Origin of the sequence: Pseudomonas putida (assembly GCA_041879295.1) — a bacterium.
Taxonomy (GTDB): domain Bacteria; phylum Pseudomonadota; class Gammaproteobacteria; order Pseudomonadales; family Pseudomonadaceae; genus Aquipseudomonas; species Aquipseudomonas putida_Y.
Genome location: CP047152.1, coordinates 5044064 through 5061880 on the forward strand (window position 1 = coordinate 5044064; position 17817 = coordinate 5061880).

General features: G+C 61.1%; 12 protein-coding genes. 2 read left to right on the plus strand and 10 right to left on the minus strand.

Annotated features, from left to right (window positions below):
• Window positions 1–16 precede the first annotated feature (16 nt).
• Together GST84_23040 and GST84_23045 are read right to left on the minus strand one after the other, a co-directional pair.
• Entirely contained in the window at window positions 17–3418 is a 3402-nt protein-coding gene (locus tag GST84_23040; protein ID XGB15053.1) for a TM0106 family RecB-like putative nuclease, read from the minus strand.
• Window positions 3419–3441: 23 nt separating this feature from the next.
• Window positions 3442–4917: a hypothetical protein gene (locus GST84_23045; protein ID XGB15054.1), complete on the minus strand. Its 1476-nt coding sequence runs from the start codon at window positions 4915–4917 to the stop codon at window positions 3442–3444.
• A 219-nt stretch (window positions 4918–5136) separates the two neighbouring features.
• On the opposite strand from GST84_23045, the gene GST84_23050 reads away from it, so the two are divergent.
• Window positions 5137–5784, plus strand: a complete 648-nt coding sequence (locus GST84_23050) for a hypothetical protein (GenBank protein ID XGB15055.1) — start codon at window positions 5137–5139, stop codon at window positions 5782–5784.
• Between the two features lie 237 nt (window positions 5785–6021).
• Here the strand turns inward: GST84_23050 and GST84_23055 are convergent, their stop codons facing one another.
• The 4 genes from GST84_23055 to GST84_23070 all read right to left on the minus strand — a co-directional run bounded on the left by GST84_23055 (window position 6022) and on the right by GST84_23070 (window position 13271).
• Window positions 6022–8415, minus strand: a complete 2394-nt coding sequence (locus GST84_23055; protein XGB15056.1) for a TonB-dependent siderophore receptor — start codon at window positions 8413–8415, stop codon at window positions 6022–6024.
• Window positions 8416–8631: 216 nt separating this feature from the next.
• Window positions 8632–10023, minus strand: coding sequence for an amino acid permease (locus tag GST84_23060; protein XGB15057.1), 1392 nt, complete (start codon window positions 10021–10023; stop codon window positions 8632–8634).
• Window positions 10024–10543: 520 nt separating this feature from the next.
• On the minus strand, window positions 10544–11899 hold the full coding sequence (gene gudD / locus GST84_23065) for a glucarate dehydratase (GenBank protein XGB15058.1): 1356 nt from the start codon (window positions 11897–11899) through the stop codon (window positions 10544–10546).
• 19 nt (window positions 11900–11918) lie between these two features.
• Window positions 11919–13271 carry an MFS transporter gene (locus tag GST84_23070; protein ID XGB15059.1) on the minus strand — a complete coding sequence of 451 codons (1353 nt, stop codon included), beginning with the start codon at window positions 13269–13271 and terminating at the stop codon, window positions 11919–11921.
• 259 nt (window positions 13272–13530) lie between these two features.
• Here GST84_23070 and GST84_23075 point away from each other — a divergent pair, with 259 nt between their 5' ends.
• A complete protein-coding gene (locus tag GST84_23075) occupies window positions 13531–14232 on the plus strand; it encodes an FCD domain-containing protein (protein ID XGB15060.1) in 702 nt (233 codons plus the stop codon).
• A gap of 89 nt (window positions 14233–14321) precedes the next feature.
• On the opposite strand, the gene GST84_23080 is transcribed toward GST84_23075, so the two are convergent.
• The 4 genes from GST84_23080 to GST84_23095 form a co-directional block, all read right to left on the minus strand.
• A complete protein-coding gene (locus GST84_23080; protein XGB15061.1) occupies window positions 14322–15332 on the minus strand; it encodes a zinc-binding dehydrogenase in 1011 nt (336 codons plus the stop codon).
• Between the two features lie 164 nt (window positions 15333–15496).
• Window positions 15497–16087: an HAD-IA family hydrolase gene (locus GST84_23085; protein XGB15062.1), complete on the minus strand. Its 591-nt coding sequence runs from the start codon at window positions 16085–16087 to the stop codon at window positions 15497–15499.
• Entirely contained in the window at window positions 16084–16953 is an 870-nt protein-coding gene (tesB, locus tag GST84_23090; protein XGB15063.1) for an acyl-CoA thioesterase II, read from the minus strand. Before tesB ends, GST84_23085 begins: the two co-directional genes overlap by 4 nt.
• A gap of 149 nt (window positions 16954–17102) precedes the next feature.
• The gene (locus GST84_23095; GenBank protein ID XGB15064.1) at window positions 17103–17672 is read right to left on the minus strand and encodes a GNAT family N-acetyltransferase; all 570 of its coding nucleotides are present in this window, start codon (window positions 17670–17672) and stop codon (window positions 17103–17105) included.
• Between the last annotated feature and the right edge of the window lie 145 nt (window positions 17673–17817).

Sequence of the window (17817 nt, forward strand, 5' to 3'; positions counted from 1 at the left end):
CAACTCCTCACGACCCTTATTCACACGCAGAGGGCAGGCCTTGCTGTTGTCCGTACCGCGTTGCCATGCACAAGCCATTGACCAGGCTCATGTCCTTTGGTGTCTGGCAGCGAATCGCCGTAAGCCCTGGACTGGCAACGATGCAAGCCAACGACTTGGCGCGGCTGACAGCAACATTCAAACGGTTTTTCGAGTAAAGGAACCCAATGTCTCTGGGCAGGTAGTCTTCATTCGATGTGGTCATCGAGACAATTACAATTTCAGCCTCCTGTCCTTGAAACTTGTCCACAGTACCAACGCGAGCTCCCGCAGGCAGCATTTGTTTCAACAGCTGTACCTGCAAGTTATAAGGCGCCACCACCAAGATATTTTCGAGGGAAATCGCGTGTTTCTCAGCGTTCTTATCCTCGTACCACTGGCGCAGAAAGTACATGTACAACGCCTTGATGTACGCAGCCTCTTCATCGGAGCTCTGGCCGTTGCCGTCATGCTCTACTGGGCAGAACATCAGCCCGCTTGCCGGTATTTCTGGCCGCTGCCCATCAAGGTGCAATACTTGCCGCTCGGTACCCGGCGCGGACGAAAGTTGCCCTTCGTATACAGCATCGGAAATGAACGAACAAACCTGTGGATGCATCCGCCAGGTCTGCGCCAGGAACACACCTCGGTCGGGTCCAATGGCAGGTGTGCCGTCCAGCAGGTAGTCGAGGGCGGAGTCACCGGAGCGGCCCGGATGCACACCTTGCACAGGCTGCGACAACTGCATCTGGTCACCCATCAGCACGATGTTACGTGCCGCCATGCCCATGGTGACCAGGTTCGCCACACTCACCTGGCCTGCTTCATCAATGAATAGATAATCCAACTGTTCGGTGAAGCTCGCATCGGCAAACAACCAGGCAGTGCCGGCAGTCAGGTCGATAGCCGGGCCCCAGTTGTCGAGTAACTCCGTTTTGTCCTCGATAGAGCGGATGCAACGGCCATTGAATTCCGTGCCCTCGCCTTCCGATGATTTTTTCAGTCCCTTGAAGGTAACGCCCTCCACCTGTGCACGCGCCTCGACTGCTGCCAAAAGGTTATTGATGGCATAGTGCGAATTGGAGGTTACCCCGATGCGCTTGCCGGCTTTGAGCAAGTCAACAATCACGTGTGAGCCGGTGTAGGTCTTCCCGGCCCCTGGCGGCCCCTGAATGAATAGCACACTGTTCTCGAGGTTACGTACCACCTGCTTGATGCCATCGGTCGTTGCCAAGTGCGGATCAAGCAAAGGCGCACCCGGCTCGATACCTTTCACCCGTGGTGCGCGTCGATGAAGAAAGTCCATCACCGCCTGAAATCGTTGCTCACCGGACAATACGCTGTCGGCATAGCGAAACAACGCCTCGCGCAGCATGCCTGACGGGATCGGCCTGCCGGGGATCATGTCAAAGGCTTCCGGTGGCGCCTTTTTCGCGGTGGCCTTGAATGTCGCGAGGCATGCGTCATTATCCAGGCTGACCAGGTGCACACTGGCCAACGATTCAGGGATGACACCTTTTGAGCCGGAGCGCATCTTGCTTTCCTGAGGCTCGAAACTGTATTCGAACAGGAACGAATTCTTGATCGGTACCGGCGGTGTTTTTGTGCGCTGCAAACCGGCGAGGCTCTCGATATCGTCCAGCAACTCCTCGGTAGTCATGTCCTGGCGGCTGAACAACTGCCACCACACCGGCTTTTCCGCCCTGCGGTAGAAGTCGAGTAGCTGGAAGGTCAATACCCGGACCTGATCCTCGTCGCTCAGGACGCAATCGTCGGACGGCAAGCCCGCAAGCAATCGGTCACGGTATTTTGCCAGCCGAACCTCGATCTCCTTTTGCTCCGCTACGGCTTTCTCGCCTTCGGCTTGCAACACGACAGGAACCCCTGCGCGCAATGGACTAATGCTCGCAAGCCAGTTGCGTAACAGGTACGTAGAGAGCACATCGTCTTCGTTGTAGCGCTCGATCTGCTCAAGCAATGCTGGGTCACCAGTCTCTTTCCAGCGCTCATAGAACACGATGCTCGCACCGGCATTGGTAACGTCGCCGTCACGCTTTGCCATGTAGAAGTGTTCGATGTTCTTGATCGAGTAGCTGGGTTCCGACACGCGGATCGCTTCGCGCACCACCTTGTAAAGATCGATCAGTTTGCCATTGCGCAGCAGCCAATCCACTTGCGCCTCGCGAGTGCCGTGCTGGCTCATCAGGCGCTTGATGGCCGTTTCTTCATAGCTGGCATAGTGGTAGACATGCGCATTCGGGTAACGCTCAAGGTGCGCGATGATCCAGTCGATGAACTGCTCGAATGCAATCTTTTCTTCGTCCCGGCTGTGCGCCCAAAAAGCTTTGAAAGTTTGCTCACCGCCTTCGTCTATATACAGGCCGAAGAGGTACTCCAGGCCGCCCTCCTCCAGAGGATTACCTTCCATATCGAAGAACAGATCACCTTCGACCGCAGGAGGCATGCGGCCAAAGCCACGCCGTTGCCCCATGACCGGCAACAGCTCGTACAGAGGGGTATCGCTGGAGCGCCCCTGAAACTGCAGGCGCGCCTGGTGACGTAGCTTGTTCAGCGACTCCACTTGCAGCTTATGGATACGCAAGTCATCGCCACTGGCTGCCAACTGTTCCAGGGTGGTCACACCGCCAACCTGCAACTTCTTGATTTGCGAGCGGCTGATACCGGCGACTGCCGAAAGATGATCATCCTGCAGGCGTTGTTCAGTACAGCGATCACGCCACCCACAAAAACCACAATGCCCACACGGATCCGGGTAGGTGAGCCATGGCCCCTCAGTGTTCACGAACGCACTGAATCGCTGCAGCACCTGCTCTAGGTAATCCGCGTAGTCAGCAACCCGATAGGCCTGCTCGGTACGCGTAGCATCACCCAGCACGATGTACATGAACTGAGGCTGTACGCCCTGAATCGCAATCAGCATCCGCGAATAAAGCGCAACCTGCACCAGAAACTTGGCCTTTGCACTCTTGGCCAACTTGGTGTCGATCACTTCATAGCTGTGGCCCCCCAACGCCGACGGCCGTGGTACTTTGCGCAGGAAGTCGGCATGCCCGATAAAGGCGCCTTCCTGAAGCGACGCCTGGAATATGATGTCCGCGCCGGCGCGCATGGCCTCAATGGTCAGTTCCACCCGCCGAGAGAAGCTCGGATTGCCCTCAGCGACGTCGACTACCTGGGCATGGCTGCTTTTGAGCTGTTCAAGAAATGCCGCTTCGTGGGCCAGCCCCTTGTCCTGGATCAAGCGGTTCTGCTCACTTGCCGGGGCTTTCTCCATCGGCGCGACCAGGTGCTTCAGGTCCAGCGCCGTCAAATGCTGGCATTCCAGGAAGCCACAGATGTCCGAGGCGGAATACAGCCGAGTCCCGTTTCGAGTTTGCATGGTTGTATTGCCTCCAGCGTGACTCAGGCGTCGAGCGAGCAACCTTGGTAGAACTGCTCGAACAGGGGCGTCGGCAGATGCTGCGCATTGAGCAGGCCGAAGTGCTTACCTACATTGCGCCCTACGGCCATGATTGTTCTTGCGGAGTTCTCGGTACCGGCATAGCCAGCGCTGACGACGTAGTCGACACGTTCCTTGTCGCTCTCCGCGCGGGCATAGGCATTGCCGGTGATCAATACATCAACCAGGCAGACACTGACGCGCTCGTCCCCCACCGTGAACGGCTCGAGCGTTTCGCCAGACAAGGCTGCCCGCAGTCCGTCCTCACCACCGGCAACAATGCGCTCAAGGGCAGCAAGCGGGCGGCCGAACAAGTCAAACTCGTCAATAGAAAACGGGAAGCAGTAGCTCTGTGCAGTCGCGCGTGAGAGCGTTTTTCCGTTGCGCGGCTCAGCCACCAGCCAGTCAACGAACGCATCTTTATCGTCGGGCGCACCGCTGTGGCGGAAGGCCAGGTAGTCACTGAGCACCTGGCCAAAAGGATGACCCGTGGGCACCCAGCCGCTATTGCCAGACTCGCGCAGCGATATATCGCCGTGCTCGCCAACTGCTTGGGCCTCAGGTACTGGCGTCAGGCCAAAGCAGCGAAGGTCATAGCCAAGCATGAAAAGGCTCGCCTCGAATGCATGGCATCGCGCGGGCATTGCCCCTTGGTCGGCAAACCAGCCTGTGCGCCCGAGCAAAGCGCGGACAATCCAACCCAAACGGACCTGCCAGCGCGCCCACTCGGCGTACTCGATCGCCGAGAACTGCGGTGCTGCCAGACAGTTGGCAAACGCTCCTGGGTTGCGGATCTGGTCGCCACGCGCGCCGCCGGACGGGAACCTCAGCAGAGGTTTGCCACGCCCAGCCCACTGCTGGCGAAAGAGCGCATAGAACATGGCAATCGCGGCGCCCACACGGCTGTCATAGATGGGAGAACCGGACAAGTCGAGCAAGGCGTGAATCTTGGTCAGGCCCGAATCGAAACGCTCGACACTGCCAAGGTCATCCAGATCATTGTCGGCATCGAGCGCCATGAGCCCAGCCATCTTCTTCAGGTAGCTCGACAACTCGCCGCTGGTAGCCAGCCGATGCAAGAATGGAATGGCACCCCGCACACCGCCCCAGCGCAGAATCTGCAAACAGGCCTGAAGCGCTTGCTGATCATCACCGGCGCTGACTCCAGCCGACAACCACTCACGCAATTGCCCAAGCGAGCCCTGGGTCTGCCTCCAGGTTTCAGAGTCGACCGCGCTCTGGCGGCTGTCGCGCCAGCTTGCTTTCCAGCGGTAATGCTCAAGGACCTGCTCAATCCCCTGTACATCGACCGTCAAACCACCGGGTACGAACTTGCTGGACTTGAATCGCAGTTCGAAGGTGAGCACCGGCAGGTTGGCTGCCAGCCATTCAATGAACGCCTCGACTTCGGGTTGTGCCAAGAACTCATCACGCTTCATGCCAGCCGCCTTGCGGGTAATGTCGAATGGCCATACCCTAAGCAAAATGACGGGCCGCGTCCACGTTGTCTGTTCATACAGGTAAACAATTGGAGCAGGTTCCAGTGCCTCGACCAGACAGCTTCCAGCGCCAACGGCGAGTCGCTCATTAAACTGTAAAGTTTTCAGACACACATCATCTCTTTACGGACCGTGCGCCCCCTCAAGGATCATCACCTCATGGACCATCAAGCACTCAAGACCCGACACCGCCAGGAACGTGAGGGCCATCACCCCAACCTGACCTTGCGTGTTCATCGAGCACTGAGCTGGCTGAACCGCGCCGAACAGACGGATGATATTGATGGGCGCTTTATCTTTCTGTGGATCGCCTTCAACTCGGCATACGCGACGGACATTGATGAAGAGTTCCGCCTGTCCGAACAAGCCACATTCAAGGCATTCCTCGAAAAACTCTGTGCCTTGGACAAAAGCAACCTGATCGAAAATCTGGTGTGGTCGGAGTTCTCTGGCAGTATTCGCGTCTTGCTTAACAACCCTTATGTGTTTCAGAGTTTCTGGGATTATCAGAACGGGAAGATCAGTGAGCCACTCTGGACCGAACGCTTTGCCAAAGGTCGTAAAACCGCGCAGCAAGCTCTGGCCAACCGCAACACCGCGGCCGTGCTAGGGGTGTTGTTCAACCGGATCTACACCCTACGCAACCAGATCATGCATGGCGGTGCCACTTGGAACAGCAGCGTCAATCGAGATCAACTGCGCGACTGCGCCAGCCTGCTCGGCAAGCTGGTTCCGGTCATCATTCTGCTGATGCTGGATAACCCGGATACATTGTGGGGTGATGCATGTTATCCCGTGGTCGTTTAGCTCAGTGACCGCGCTTGGACTAGGGTCGCCCGGGACGAACCTTGGGAGCTGGCCTTCCCGCAAAGAACGCGACCCGGTGTTTGGCACCGGCTGTGCCGGTGTTCGCGGGCACGCCCGCTCCCACAATGATCGCGCAAACTTTCAGACTTTGAGCAAGGCAGTTGCCCCCTCAGGTTGGCACACCAGTGGGGCTAACTTACTCGCGAACACCGCCGAAGACCGTGCCCCTCACCCGCCTTACCAGCTATAACTCACCTTCGCCGTCACCTCACGCCCCGGGTTGTAGTAATTCGCCGTCCCCGACCCCACCACATGCTGCTCGTCAAACAGGTTGCTCACATTCAGCGCCAGGTCGGTCCCTTTGGCGATCTTGTAGTTCAGCGCCGCATCGAACAACGTGGTCCCATCGCTCTTCTTGGTATTGGCAGCATCCATGTAGTACGCCCCCACATACCGCGCGCCCAGGCCGACGCTCACGTCAGTGCCCGGTATGTCGTAGTAGCTCCACAGCGATGCGGTGTGTTTGGGCGCCGTGGTGAACTCATTGCCCTTCAAGGAAGAGCCGTCATACAGCGACCCGCGCAGCACCTCGGACTCCATGTAGGAGTAAGCACCAATCACGCTGATGTCTTGCGTGACTTGTGCCTTGGCTTCCAGGTCAAGGCCACGCACGCGTGACTCGCCCACCGTCTGCTGCTCGATGATGCCGCTTGGCAACACCACGGCAATGGTGACGTTCTCCTGGGTCAGGTCGTAAACAGCGGCGGAGAAGAGTGCGTCCATGCCCATGGGCGAATACTTGATGCCCACTTCGTATTGCTTGCCGGTCTGCGGGGTAACGCCTACTTGCGGGGGCGAGACGGACTCCACCATGCTCACGTAGGTAGACACTTCATCGTTGACGATATAGGTCAGTGCCGCGCGGTAGGAGGTTTCAGAGAAGTTGTCCTTTTCCGTTTGCTCGCCACCGATGTATTCCTTGCTCGACAGGTCCATCGAGTCGTTACGCACGCCTGCGGTCGCGATGACGCGGTCAAAGAACGACAGGTTCTGCTGCAGGAAAACCGCCTTGGTGGTGGCGTCATTCTTTTTGCGGGTATAGGGCGTGATGCCGCCAGGCACGCCGGTGAACACCGGGTTGGCGATGTCTATGGAGGGCGCCAGGCCGTAGACCGAGCTCTGTTTGGTCGTCGAGTCGAGGTACTCGACGCCCACCAGCGTGCTGCTGTCGATGTGCTCGAACTGGGCATCGTACTGCAGCATCAGGTTGCCATTGAGCTGATCGGCATCGCTGTCGGTGCCGAAAACGTAACGCGGAATGGTGGTGCCAACACGCGAGGCGCTGTCGCTCAGGTAGACGTAGCCAAAGTCATCGGTCAGCTCGCTGTAGCGCAGGTTGCTGCGCAGGGTGAAGCCGTTGTCGAAGTCGTGGGTGATGTTGCCGCTGAGGCTAGTGCGCTCGACATCATGGAAGTTGTAGCCGGGCTCGCCATAGAAGTCGCTGCGGTCGTACTCCTTGTCCAGCGGGTAGCCACCGCTGTTCGGCGAGCTGTTGGTCTTCAGGTAATCCAGCACCACCGTGGCCGAGGTGAAATCGGTTGGCGCCCAGGTCAGGCCGCCCATCACGAAGCGGTTATCGTCCTGGGAGTGGTCGTACTCGCGGTCGCTGTTCTGCATCTTGGCCGTGAAGCGGCCGGCCAAGGTTTGTTCGTCGTTCAGCGCATCGCCTACATCGATCCCGGTTTCGGCATGGTCATAAGAGCCGTAGGTCACGTAGCCTTGGCCAAACTTCTCGAAGCGCGGTTGCTTGGTCACGAAGTTGACCGAGCCACCCGGGTCTGCCGGGCCGAACAGGGTGGAGTTGGCACCCCGCAGAATTTCGATACGCTCGTAGGCGTAAGGGTCTTCGCGCACACCGCGCATCGAGCTGAGGGTCAGGCCGTCTCGATAGGTGGTGGCCTGGAAACCGCGGATCAGGAAGTAGTCGTTGCGGTCGTCCGAACCGTAGTAGTCGCTGACCACGCCAGGGGTGTACTGCAGCGCCTCTTCGGTGGTGCTGACGCTGCGCTGCTGCATTTCCTTGTTGGTCACCACCGACACGGACGCGGGCGTGTTAAGGATGCTGGTCGCCACCTTGCCCCCTACCCACAGCTCCTTGGCAACCACCGAGTTGGCGTCATCGTCGGCGCTGGCCTTGACCTTGGCATTGATGATGACAGGCGCCAGGCGGTAGTCCTCGGTCGCGCCCAGCTCCAGCGGGCCGGCAGGTTTAGGCTGCGGTATTACCAGGTACGCATTGGGGCCCTGCGGCTCAAACTGCAACTCGGTTCCGCGCAGCAGCGACGACAGTGCCGAGCGTGTATCCAGTGCGCCCTGCACCCCGTTGGTATTGCGGTTGGCCACGTTCTGCGCATCGAACGAAAGGCTGATACCCGCCTCGCGCGCAAAGCGGTCCAGTGCCGGCGCCAGCGGGCCCGCAGGAATGCTCCATTGCTTGAGCGGGTTGTTGTGATCAGCGCTCAAAGGCTGTGCAAGCGACGGCAGTGCGTAGGTGCTGACTGCCAGGCCCAACAGTGCAGCATGCAGGGCACGACTCAAGGGGTGGCGCTGTGGAACCGGGGTAAAACTCATTCTCTCGCTCCGTGTCGGGGGTCGGCGGGCTGGCCTGTAATCCGGCCTTCTCTACCTGCCGAACGAGAATGAGAAAACACCTCATTTATTTTCAATGAAACGCGCTGCCGGGCGGGTACCTGCCAGCACCTGTTAACCCAAAAGCACGCTCAAACCCCAAAAAACAAAGGGCACCCATCCTCGGGTGCCCTTTGCCTTACAGCCAGGTGAACTGAATCACCCCATCGATCGCGCTGCCACCGGTTGCGCATGGCCCCTCGACGTCACGATCCCCAGGAAGGAAATCACGATCGCCAGGCCCAATGTCGAGCTCACTTCCGCCCGATGCTCAGGCGTGTACATCATCACCGCCAGCGCCCCGGCAATGAAAATGATCACCGCCCAGGTCAGGTACGGGAACAGCCACATGCGGAACTTCAGTTCGGTGTTCTCGCGCTCCAGACGGCGGCGCATGCGCAGCTGGGAGATGGCGATAACCATGTACACCAACAGGGCGATGGCGCCAGAGCTGGCCAGCAGGAACTCGAACACGCCCTTCGGTGCGAAGTAGTTGAGGACCGCGATGGCCGCACCGATCAAGGTGCTGCCGAACACCGCAGCACGCGGTACACCGACCTTGGAGGTCTTGTTGAGGAAGGCCGGGGCGTCACCGCGCTTGGCCAGCGAGAACATCATCCGCGAAGCGATGTAGATCGACGAGTTCATGCAGCTGGTAACAGCTACCAGTACCACCAGGTCGACCATGAATGCCGCGTTGGGGATGTTCATGATTTCCAGCGCACGCTGGTACGAACCCACCACCGCCAGCTGCGGGTCGTTCCACGGCACCACCGAAATGATCACGAAGATCGACAGGATGTAGAAGGTGCTGATACGCCAGATCACCGAGCGAGTGGCCTTGGCGATGTTGCGCGACGGGTCGCTGGACTCGGACGCGGCGATGGTCACCGCCTCGGTGCCGATGAAGCTGAACATCACGGTGATGAATGCACCCACCACTGCCGACCAGCCTTTCGGCGCAAAGCCGCCGTACTCGGCAACCAAGGTACTCAGGCCGCTGACCTCGCGGTTGGGCAGCCAGCCCATCAGCGCGGCAAAGCCCAGGCCGATGAAGCCCAGAATGGCGGTGACTTTGAGGATGGCGAACCAGAACTCGAACTCGCCGTACTTGGCCACGCTGAACAGGTTGGTACCTGCCAGCAGCAACACCGAAGCCAGGGCGAAGATCCAGCTGTCCACCTGCGGGAACCAGGCGTTCAGCACATGCCCGGCGGCCAATGCTTCGATAGGAATGACCAGTACCCAGAACCACCAGTACAACCAGCCGATGGTATAGCCGGCCCAGCGGCCAATGGCCTGGTCAGCGTAGGTGGAAAACGATCCGGTGTCGGGGTGTGCCACGGCCATTTCGCCGAGCATGCGCATGACCAGTACCACCAAGGTTCCGGCCACGAAATAGGAAATTATGGTTGCTGGCCCGGCTGCCGCGATGGCATGGCCAGAACCTACGAAAAGTCCGGCGCCGATGATGCCGGCGATGGACAGCATCGTTACGTGACGTGGCTTGAAACCTTGTGCAAGGTTGCCATCAGATCCCACGGTGTTCATTGATGTTGTTCTCTTTTTGCTGACACAAGGAAGGACGGGCAGGCGTAGGCGAAAAATATCTCCTTTGAAATCAATAAGTCGACACGTTACTCGCGCTCTTTTGTTGATATTTGGAGCGCTTCACAGAGCAACGTGTCAGTGCAGGGCGGGCTTCATTTAATCCCCGCATGGCTGTAGGGAATTACACGAGAACGCCCCGGAACTGTTCGATCACGACAGGGCATTTCCATCAACGCCAAATGTCGCGAATGGCATATCCGAACGCGCCACAGGCCCAAATGGAGCTTTTGTTTTTCATTTGAATGTGTGTTGTCTGTGCCGGCCCTTTCGCGGGTGAACCCGCTCCTACGATGGTGCGTGGCGACGGTACCGATTGATGAATGCGGTGGGGGCGGTGAATGACTGGGGGGATTGGCCGGCAGGTCGGGCCTATTCGCGGGTGAACCCGCTTCTACAAGGGTGCGTAGCGACACCACCGGTTGATGTAGGAGCGGGCTTGCCCGCGAAGAGGCCAGCAGCCTCAACGCACCAGGCAGGGTCGTTTGTTATCGAAGCGCCATCCCGGTATCAGGTACTGCATCGCCACGCCGTCATCCCGTGCCCCCAGCCCCATGTTGCGGTAGTACTCATGGGCCTTGGCCAGCTGGTCTTCATCCAGTTCCACGCCCAAGCCCGGGCGCGCCGGCACCCGCACATGCCCGTCGACAATGCGCAGCGGCTCACGGGTCAGGCGCTGGCCATCCTGCCAGATCCAGTGGGTGTCGATCGCCGTGATTTCACCCGGCGCCGCAGCCGCTACCTGGGTGAACATCGCCAGCGAAATGTCGAAGTGGTTATTGGAGTGAGAACCCCAGGTCAGCCCCCAGTCGTTGCACATCTGCGCCACCCTTACCGAACCCTGCAAGGTCCAGAAGTGCGGATCGGCCAGCGGAATGTCCACCGACTGCAACTGAATGGCATGGCCCATCTGTCGCCAGTCGGTGGCAATCATGTTGGTCGCGGTAGGCAGGCCGGTGGCGCGGCGGAATTCGGCCATCACCTCGCGGCCCGAGTAACCATTCTCGGCGCCGCACGGGTCTTCGGCGTACGCCAGGACATCGTGCTTGTCGCGGCACAGGGCAATGGCCTCCTTTAGCGACCACGCGCCATTGGGGTCGAGCGTGATGCGCGCTTCGGGGAAGCGTTCGGCCAGCGCTGTCACGGCCTCCATCTCTTGTTCACCGCGCAGCACGCCGCCCTTGAGCTTGAAGTCGCTGAAGCCATAGCGCGCCTTGGCGGCCTCGGCCAGCCGCACCACTGCTTCCGGGGTCAGGGCCTTTTCGTGGCGCAGGCGGAACCAGTCGTCATCGCTGTCGGCTTCGTTGCGATAAGCCAGGTCGGTCTGCTGGCGGTCGCCGATGTAGAACAGGTAGCCGAGCATCTTCACCGCATCCCGTTGCTGCCCCTCGCCCAGCAGTGCCGCCATCGGCACGTTCAGGTGCTGGCCGAGCAGGTCGAGCAATGCCGATTCGATGGCCGTTACCGCATGCACGGTGATGCGCAGGTCGAAGGTCTGCAGGCCGCGGCCTGCCGAGTCGCGGTTGGCGAAGGTCTGGCGCATGGCATTGAGCACACGCTGGTAGTGGCCGATCGGCTGACCGACCACCAGGCTGCGGGCGTCCTCCAGGGTCTGGCGAATGTTCTCGCCGCCGGGCACTTCACCCAGGCCGGTATTGCCGGCGCTGTCGCGCAGCACCACTACGTTGCGGGTGAAGAACGGGCCATGGGCGCCACTGAGGTTCAGCAGCATGCTGTCATGGCCGGCCACGGGGACCACGCGCAGGTCGGTGACCACCGGGGTGCTGGCATTTACGGCGGGATTGGTCTGCAGATTCATGGTTGTTGTCTCGCAGTCATCAGTGGGTCTGGCCCAAGGCCGAAGGGGCCTTGAGGTCATCGGAAGGGACGCCCTTGGGGCGAATGCGTACGAAGAAGATGGCAATCGCCGCCAGCACCGAGGTCACCGCCAGGCCGTACAGCCCGCCCTGGATCGAGCCAGTCTGCTGCTCCAGCAAGCCGAAGGTGGTGGGGGCAACGAAGCCGCCGAGGTTGCCGACCGAGTTGATCAGGGCAATCACCGCCGCAGCGATGCGGGCGTCCAGGTAGCCCTGGGGGATTGGCCAGAACAGTGACGACGCTGACTTGAAGCCGATCGCGGCGAAGCACACGGCGACGAAGGCGAACACCGGCCCACCCGTGGTGGACATGAACATGCCCGTGGCAGCGACCAGCAGGGCGCCGGCCACCCAGGCCTGCTGGAACTTCCAGCGAGCGGAACCGGCGGCGAAGGCGTACATGGCCAGGATCGAGATCAGCCAAGGGATCGAGTTGAAGAAACCGACCTGCATGTCACTGAGGTCGCCCATGCGCTTGATGATGCTGGGCAGCCAGAAGGTCGCGGCATAGATGGTCAGCTGGATGCAGAAGTAGATCAGGCAGAACAGCACGATCTGGCGGTCCTTGAGCAGGCTCCAGGCCGACGGCCTGACCGCGCCGATGGCCTCACGCGCTTGCTGCTCGCGGTCGATGGTGGCGACCAGCGCGTCCTGCTCGGCCTTGCTCAGCCACTTGGCGTCCTGCGGCCTGGAGTCGAGCCAGAAAAACACGAAAAAGCACAGTGCTACCGAGGCCATGCCTTCGATGAACAGCATCCACTGCCAGCCATGCAGGCCCAGGCCCTGGATTTGCATCAACGCCCCGGCCAGCGGCCCGGAAATCAGCGAGGCCAGCGCCGAGCCACTGAGGAAGATGGCAATGGCTTTGCCGCGCTCAGCCGCCGGCAGCCAACGGGTGAAGTAGTAGATCACCCCCGGAAAGAAGCCCGCTTCGGCAACACCGAGCAGAAAGCGCAGCACGTAGAACTGGGTTTCGTTCTGCACGAAGGCCATGGCCGTGGCCACAAGCCCCCAGGTGAACATGATGCGGGTCAGCCACAGCCGCGCCCCCACCTTCTGCAGCAGCATGTTCGAAGGGACTTCGAACAGCGCGTAACCGATGAAGAACAGCCCGGCACCAAAGCCAAAGGCCGCAGCGCTGATGCCCAGGTCGCTTTCCAGGTGCGGGCGGACGAAGCCGATGTTGACGCGGTCGAGGTAGTTGACGATGAACATGATGACGAACAGCGGCAGGACGTGGCGCTTGACCTTGGCCACGGCACTGGCCAACGCGTCGCCTTCATGCCGGGCAGACGGAGCGAGGGTGTCGTTCACTTGCGGATCTCCCACTAATTGTTTTTGTGCGGGTCGGGTTGTCTGACATGGCAGTGGGGAGGAGCTTATGCGCAGCGAGGTTGTACGACAAGATCATTAACGTCGGCAAAATAGCAAAATACAAGCTGTCATAATGCCAATCTGATCCTAACGTGCAAAAACAGCTCAACTACATGCTGATTAGGATGCGCGAAAAATCGGCAAAAAATATTTCTATCGATTAACTTGTCGTACAAGCTAATCAAGAAGCGGATCACGCATGGAACCGCAACACGCTCGCAAACGCGGCCATAGCCGCGCCCATGACCTGGTTTCCAGCCTGACCCAGCAGATTTTGCTGGGCACCTTCAAACCAGGCGACAAACTGCCTTCGGAAAACACCTTGGTACGCGAGCACGGTGTCAGCCGCACAGTGGTCCGCGAAGCCTTGTCGAAGCTGCAGGCCTCTGGGCTGGTGGAGCCGCGCCACGGGATCGGTACGTTCGTGATGGAGCGCCAGGCCCAGGCCGGCCTGCGCGTTGCGGCGGAGAGCGCGGCGAATGTGCGCGATCTGCTGGAGCTGCGTATTGGCCTTGAGGGCCAGGCTGCCGCGCTGGCCGCACTGCGTCGTGATGAGGGGCAATTGGCGCGCATGCGCCAGGCGCTGGATGACTATCAGGACCTGGCCGCTGCCGGCGACAGCTGCATCGAAGCCGACCGGCGCTTTCACCTGCTGATTGCCGAGGCCACCGGCAATCTGTACTTCACCGAGATGCTGCAGCAACTGGGTAACGGCCTGATTCCGCGCAACCGCATGGCCCAGGCCGAGCGCGCGGGGGCCAAGCTGGCGCGGCAAGCGTACCTGGCCAACCTGGAGCATGAGGCGATCCTCAATGCCATCCGCCGACAAGACCCGGATGCCGCGCGGGCGGCGGTGTGCCTGCACCTGTCCAACAGCCGCGACCGGCTACTGCCAGACTGACTGTCAGGCAGTGCAAGGCCTCGGGCTTGATGCTACGAATTAGAGTGGTGTGCAGGGTGGCCGTCACGTCCAGCTACCCTGCCCTCACTTCACCAAGTCAGGCAGATCTTGCCGAAGTGCCGGTTGCTCTCCTGGTAACGGAACGCCTCGACGATCTGTTCCAGCTCGAAATGCTTGTCTACCACCGGCCGCAGGCCGTTGGCGTCGATCGCCCGCACCATCGCCTGCTGCTGCGCCCGGCTGCCAACCAGCACCCCTTGCAGCCGAATCTGCCGCACCAGCGCCTGCACCAGCGGCAACTGCCCGGCCACCCCGGTAAGGATGCCGATCAGCGAAACATGCCCGCCAATGCGCGCGGCAATCATCGACTGCTCCAGCGTCGCCGGGCCGCCCACTTCAATCACATGATCGACGCCGCGGTTGCCAGTCAGTTCGCGCACCTTCTCACCCCATGCCGGGGTGCTCTTGTAGTTGATCAGGTGGTCGGCACCTAGGGCCTTCAGGCGCTCCAGCTTGGCATCGCTGGACGAGGTGGCGATCACGGTCGCGCCCGCCAGCTTGGCGAACTGCAGGGCGAAAATCGATACACCGCCGGTACCCTGCACCAGCACCGTGTCGCCGGGTTTGAGGTGATCATCGCTCATCAGCGCGCGCCAGGCGGTAAGGCCGGCGGTGGTCAGGGTGGCAGCCTCGGCATGGCTGAAACCCTGAGGTGCCAGGGTGAAGGCGGTGGCGCGGGCAGTCACCTGCTCACGGGCGTAGCCATCGATGCCGTCGCCGGGCACCCCGGCAAAGCCCTCGACATTGGCCTGGCCATCGAGCCAGTCGGGGAAGAAGGTGCTGACCACATTGTCGCCGACCTGGAACTCAGTGACGCCAGCCCCCACTGCAACCACCTCGCCGGCGCCATCGGCCATGGGGATGCGTCGCTCGCTCGGGCCCCACATGCCGCTGACCACGGCGAAATCGTGGTAGTTGAGGGAACTGGCGTGCAGGCGTACGGTAATCTCGCCGGCCTGGGGGGCCTGGGCCTCGCAGGTGCCGACCTCGACCTTGTCGTAGCCGCCGCCGGGTTGTACGTAGATGGCCTTGCTGCTCATGGGTGGGTCTCCGTATCAGAGCAAAGAATGGGGTTCAGCATAGACAGATCCGGCCCTTTCGCGGGCACGACCGCCCCCACAGGGGCACCACAGGCCCCGAGAGGTGCGCAATACCTGTGGGAGCGGGCATGCCCGCGAAGAGGCCCGCATTGCCAAAACAAGCGTCAGCCCAGCATCACCTTCAACGCCCGGCAATCCGCCGCATGCCAATCCACCAGCTCTGGCCAGGGGTTGTCCGGCAGGTTCACCAGCACCGTGCGTGCCCCCGCAGCCCGCCCACAGTCCAGGTCAAAGCGGTAATCCCCCACCATCACCAGTTCGCTCGGTGTCACACCCCAGGCGCTGGCAATCTTCAGCAGCCCATCCGGGCTCGGCTTGGGCGCAGCCTCGTCACGCCCGAGAATGTGTTCCACCGGGAAGCAGTCCGCCAGGCCGATGGCCTCCAGCGTTACATGCGCAAGCTCACGCGCATTGCGGGTCAGAATACCCAGCCGGCACCCGCGCTCGGCCAACTCGCGCACCAGTTCCACCGCCCCGGTGGCCGCCGTGGAAGCCATTGCCAGGTCCCTTTCGTGTTCCAGCAACCAGGCATGCTTGGCCGCCGCTTCCGCCGCCGGCAAGGCCGCCAGGTGGGTGAGGATGTCGTGTTCGGCCGGGATGTCCAGCGCCACCCGAATGGCGGCGAAGTCGTGCACGGCCACGGTCAGGGTGCCGTCCATGTCGAACACCCAGTTGCGCACCTCGCCCAGGCTCATGCCCAATCCTTGCGATGGCGAATCAGGCCTTCCTGGCTCGACGATGCCACCAGCTGCCCGGCCTGGTTGAAAATGCTGCCGCGGCAGAAACCACGGGAATTGCCGGCCCAGGGGCTATCGGTGGCGTACAGCAGCCACTCGTCGGCGCGCAGGTTGCCGTGAAACCACAGCGAATGGTCGAGGCTGGCGATCTGCATGTCGCGCTGCCACACCGATTTGCCATGGGGCAGCAACGCCGTGGTCAGCAGGCCGAAGTCCGAGGCGTAGGCCAGCATGTACTTGTGCAGGGCAGGCACGTCAGGCAGGTTGCCGTCGGCGCGGAACCAGGCGTATTTCACCGGGTCGCCCGGTTTGGGGTTGAACGGGTCGCGCTCGGTGACCGGGCGGATCTCGATCGGCTTGGCGCACAGCACCTTGTCGCGGATGCGCTCGGGCAGCTGGTCGGCCATGGCACGGGCCAGTTCGACCTCGGTAGGCAGGTTTTCCGGGCCGACCACGTCAGGCATCTGCGCCTGGTGCTCGAAGCCTTCCTCGTCGTACTGGAACGATGCGCTGCAGGTGAAGATGGTCTGGCCCTTCTGGATCGCCGTCACCCGCCGTGTACTGAAGCTGCCGCCATCGCGCACGCGGTCTACCGAGTACACCACTGGAAGGCTGGCATCGCCCGGGCGCAGGAAGTAGCCGTGCAACGAATGCACATGGCGCGCGTCCTCGACTGTCTGACTGGCAGCCGACAACGACTGGCCCAGCACCTGCCCACCGTAAAGCTGGCGGAAGCCCAGGTCCTGGCTACGTCCACGGAACAGGTTCTCCTCGATGGATTCGAGGCTCAACAGGTCGACCAGGTCGTCCAACACATGACTCATCGGGGGATCTCCGTAGGAGCGAGCCTAGCTCGCGATGCGCCGCCCGAGCGGCGCTCGATTTCACAGGCGCTGAACGTGTTACGGGCAAGCGCCTTCCAAGTAGGCAAATGATACAGCGTTTGTCATTCGCGCCGGGCATGGCCGTGCATTCAGGCGCGCAGGGTGCGCTCCCAGTGCGCGCGGTCAATGCGGTACAGCACATGCGGGCGCAGTGGGTGGCCAGTGGGCAGGCGGGGGTGCTCGAAACTGCCGTGTGGGTCCTGCTGCATGCCGATGGCTTGCATCACCTTTTGCGACGGCAGGTTGCATTCGCTAGTGAATGACACGACCTCCTCCAGGCGCAACTGGGCAAAAGCACAACGCAGGCAGGTCCACGCCGCTTCGCTGGCAAAGCCAAGGCCCCAGTGGCGACGGGCCAGGCGCCAGCCAATCTCTACGGCGGGGGTGAAATCGGCGTCAAAGCCCACGTGCAGCAAGCCAGTCATGCCGATGAACGCGCCGCTGTCCTTGCGCTCCAGGGCCCACAAACCAAAACCGTATTCATTGAAGTGCCCACGCACCCGGCCGATCAACGCAGCGGCCTCAAGACGCGTCAACGGCGCCGGAAAGTAACGCATTACCTGCGGGTCGGCGCACAGCGCGGCGAACTCGCGCAGGTCGTCGTCATGCCATTGGCGCAGCACCAGCCGTGCGCTTTCCAGTTCAAGAATAGGGGTCATCGGGCCTGCTCCGGTTTTGCCGTGTTGCAGTTTACAGCGTAGGCGCGGGCGCGGGTTTCACCCAGCCGGTAGTAGCCGAATGCAATTTTCACACGCCCTTCACCGGCCCCCGACAGGCCACTTGGCAGGATGCCGCCATCCCTGC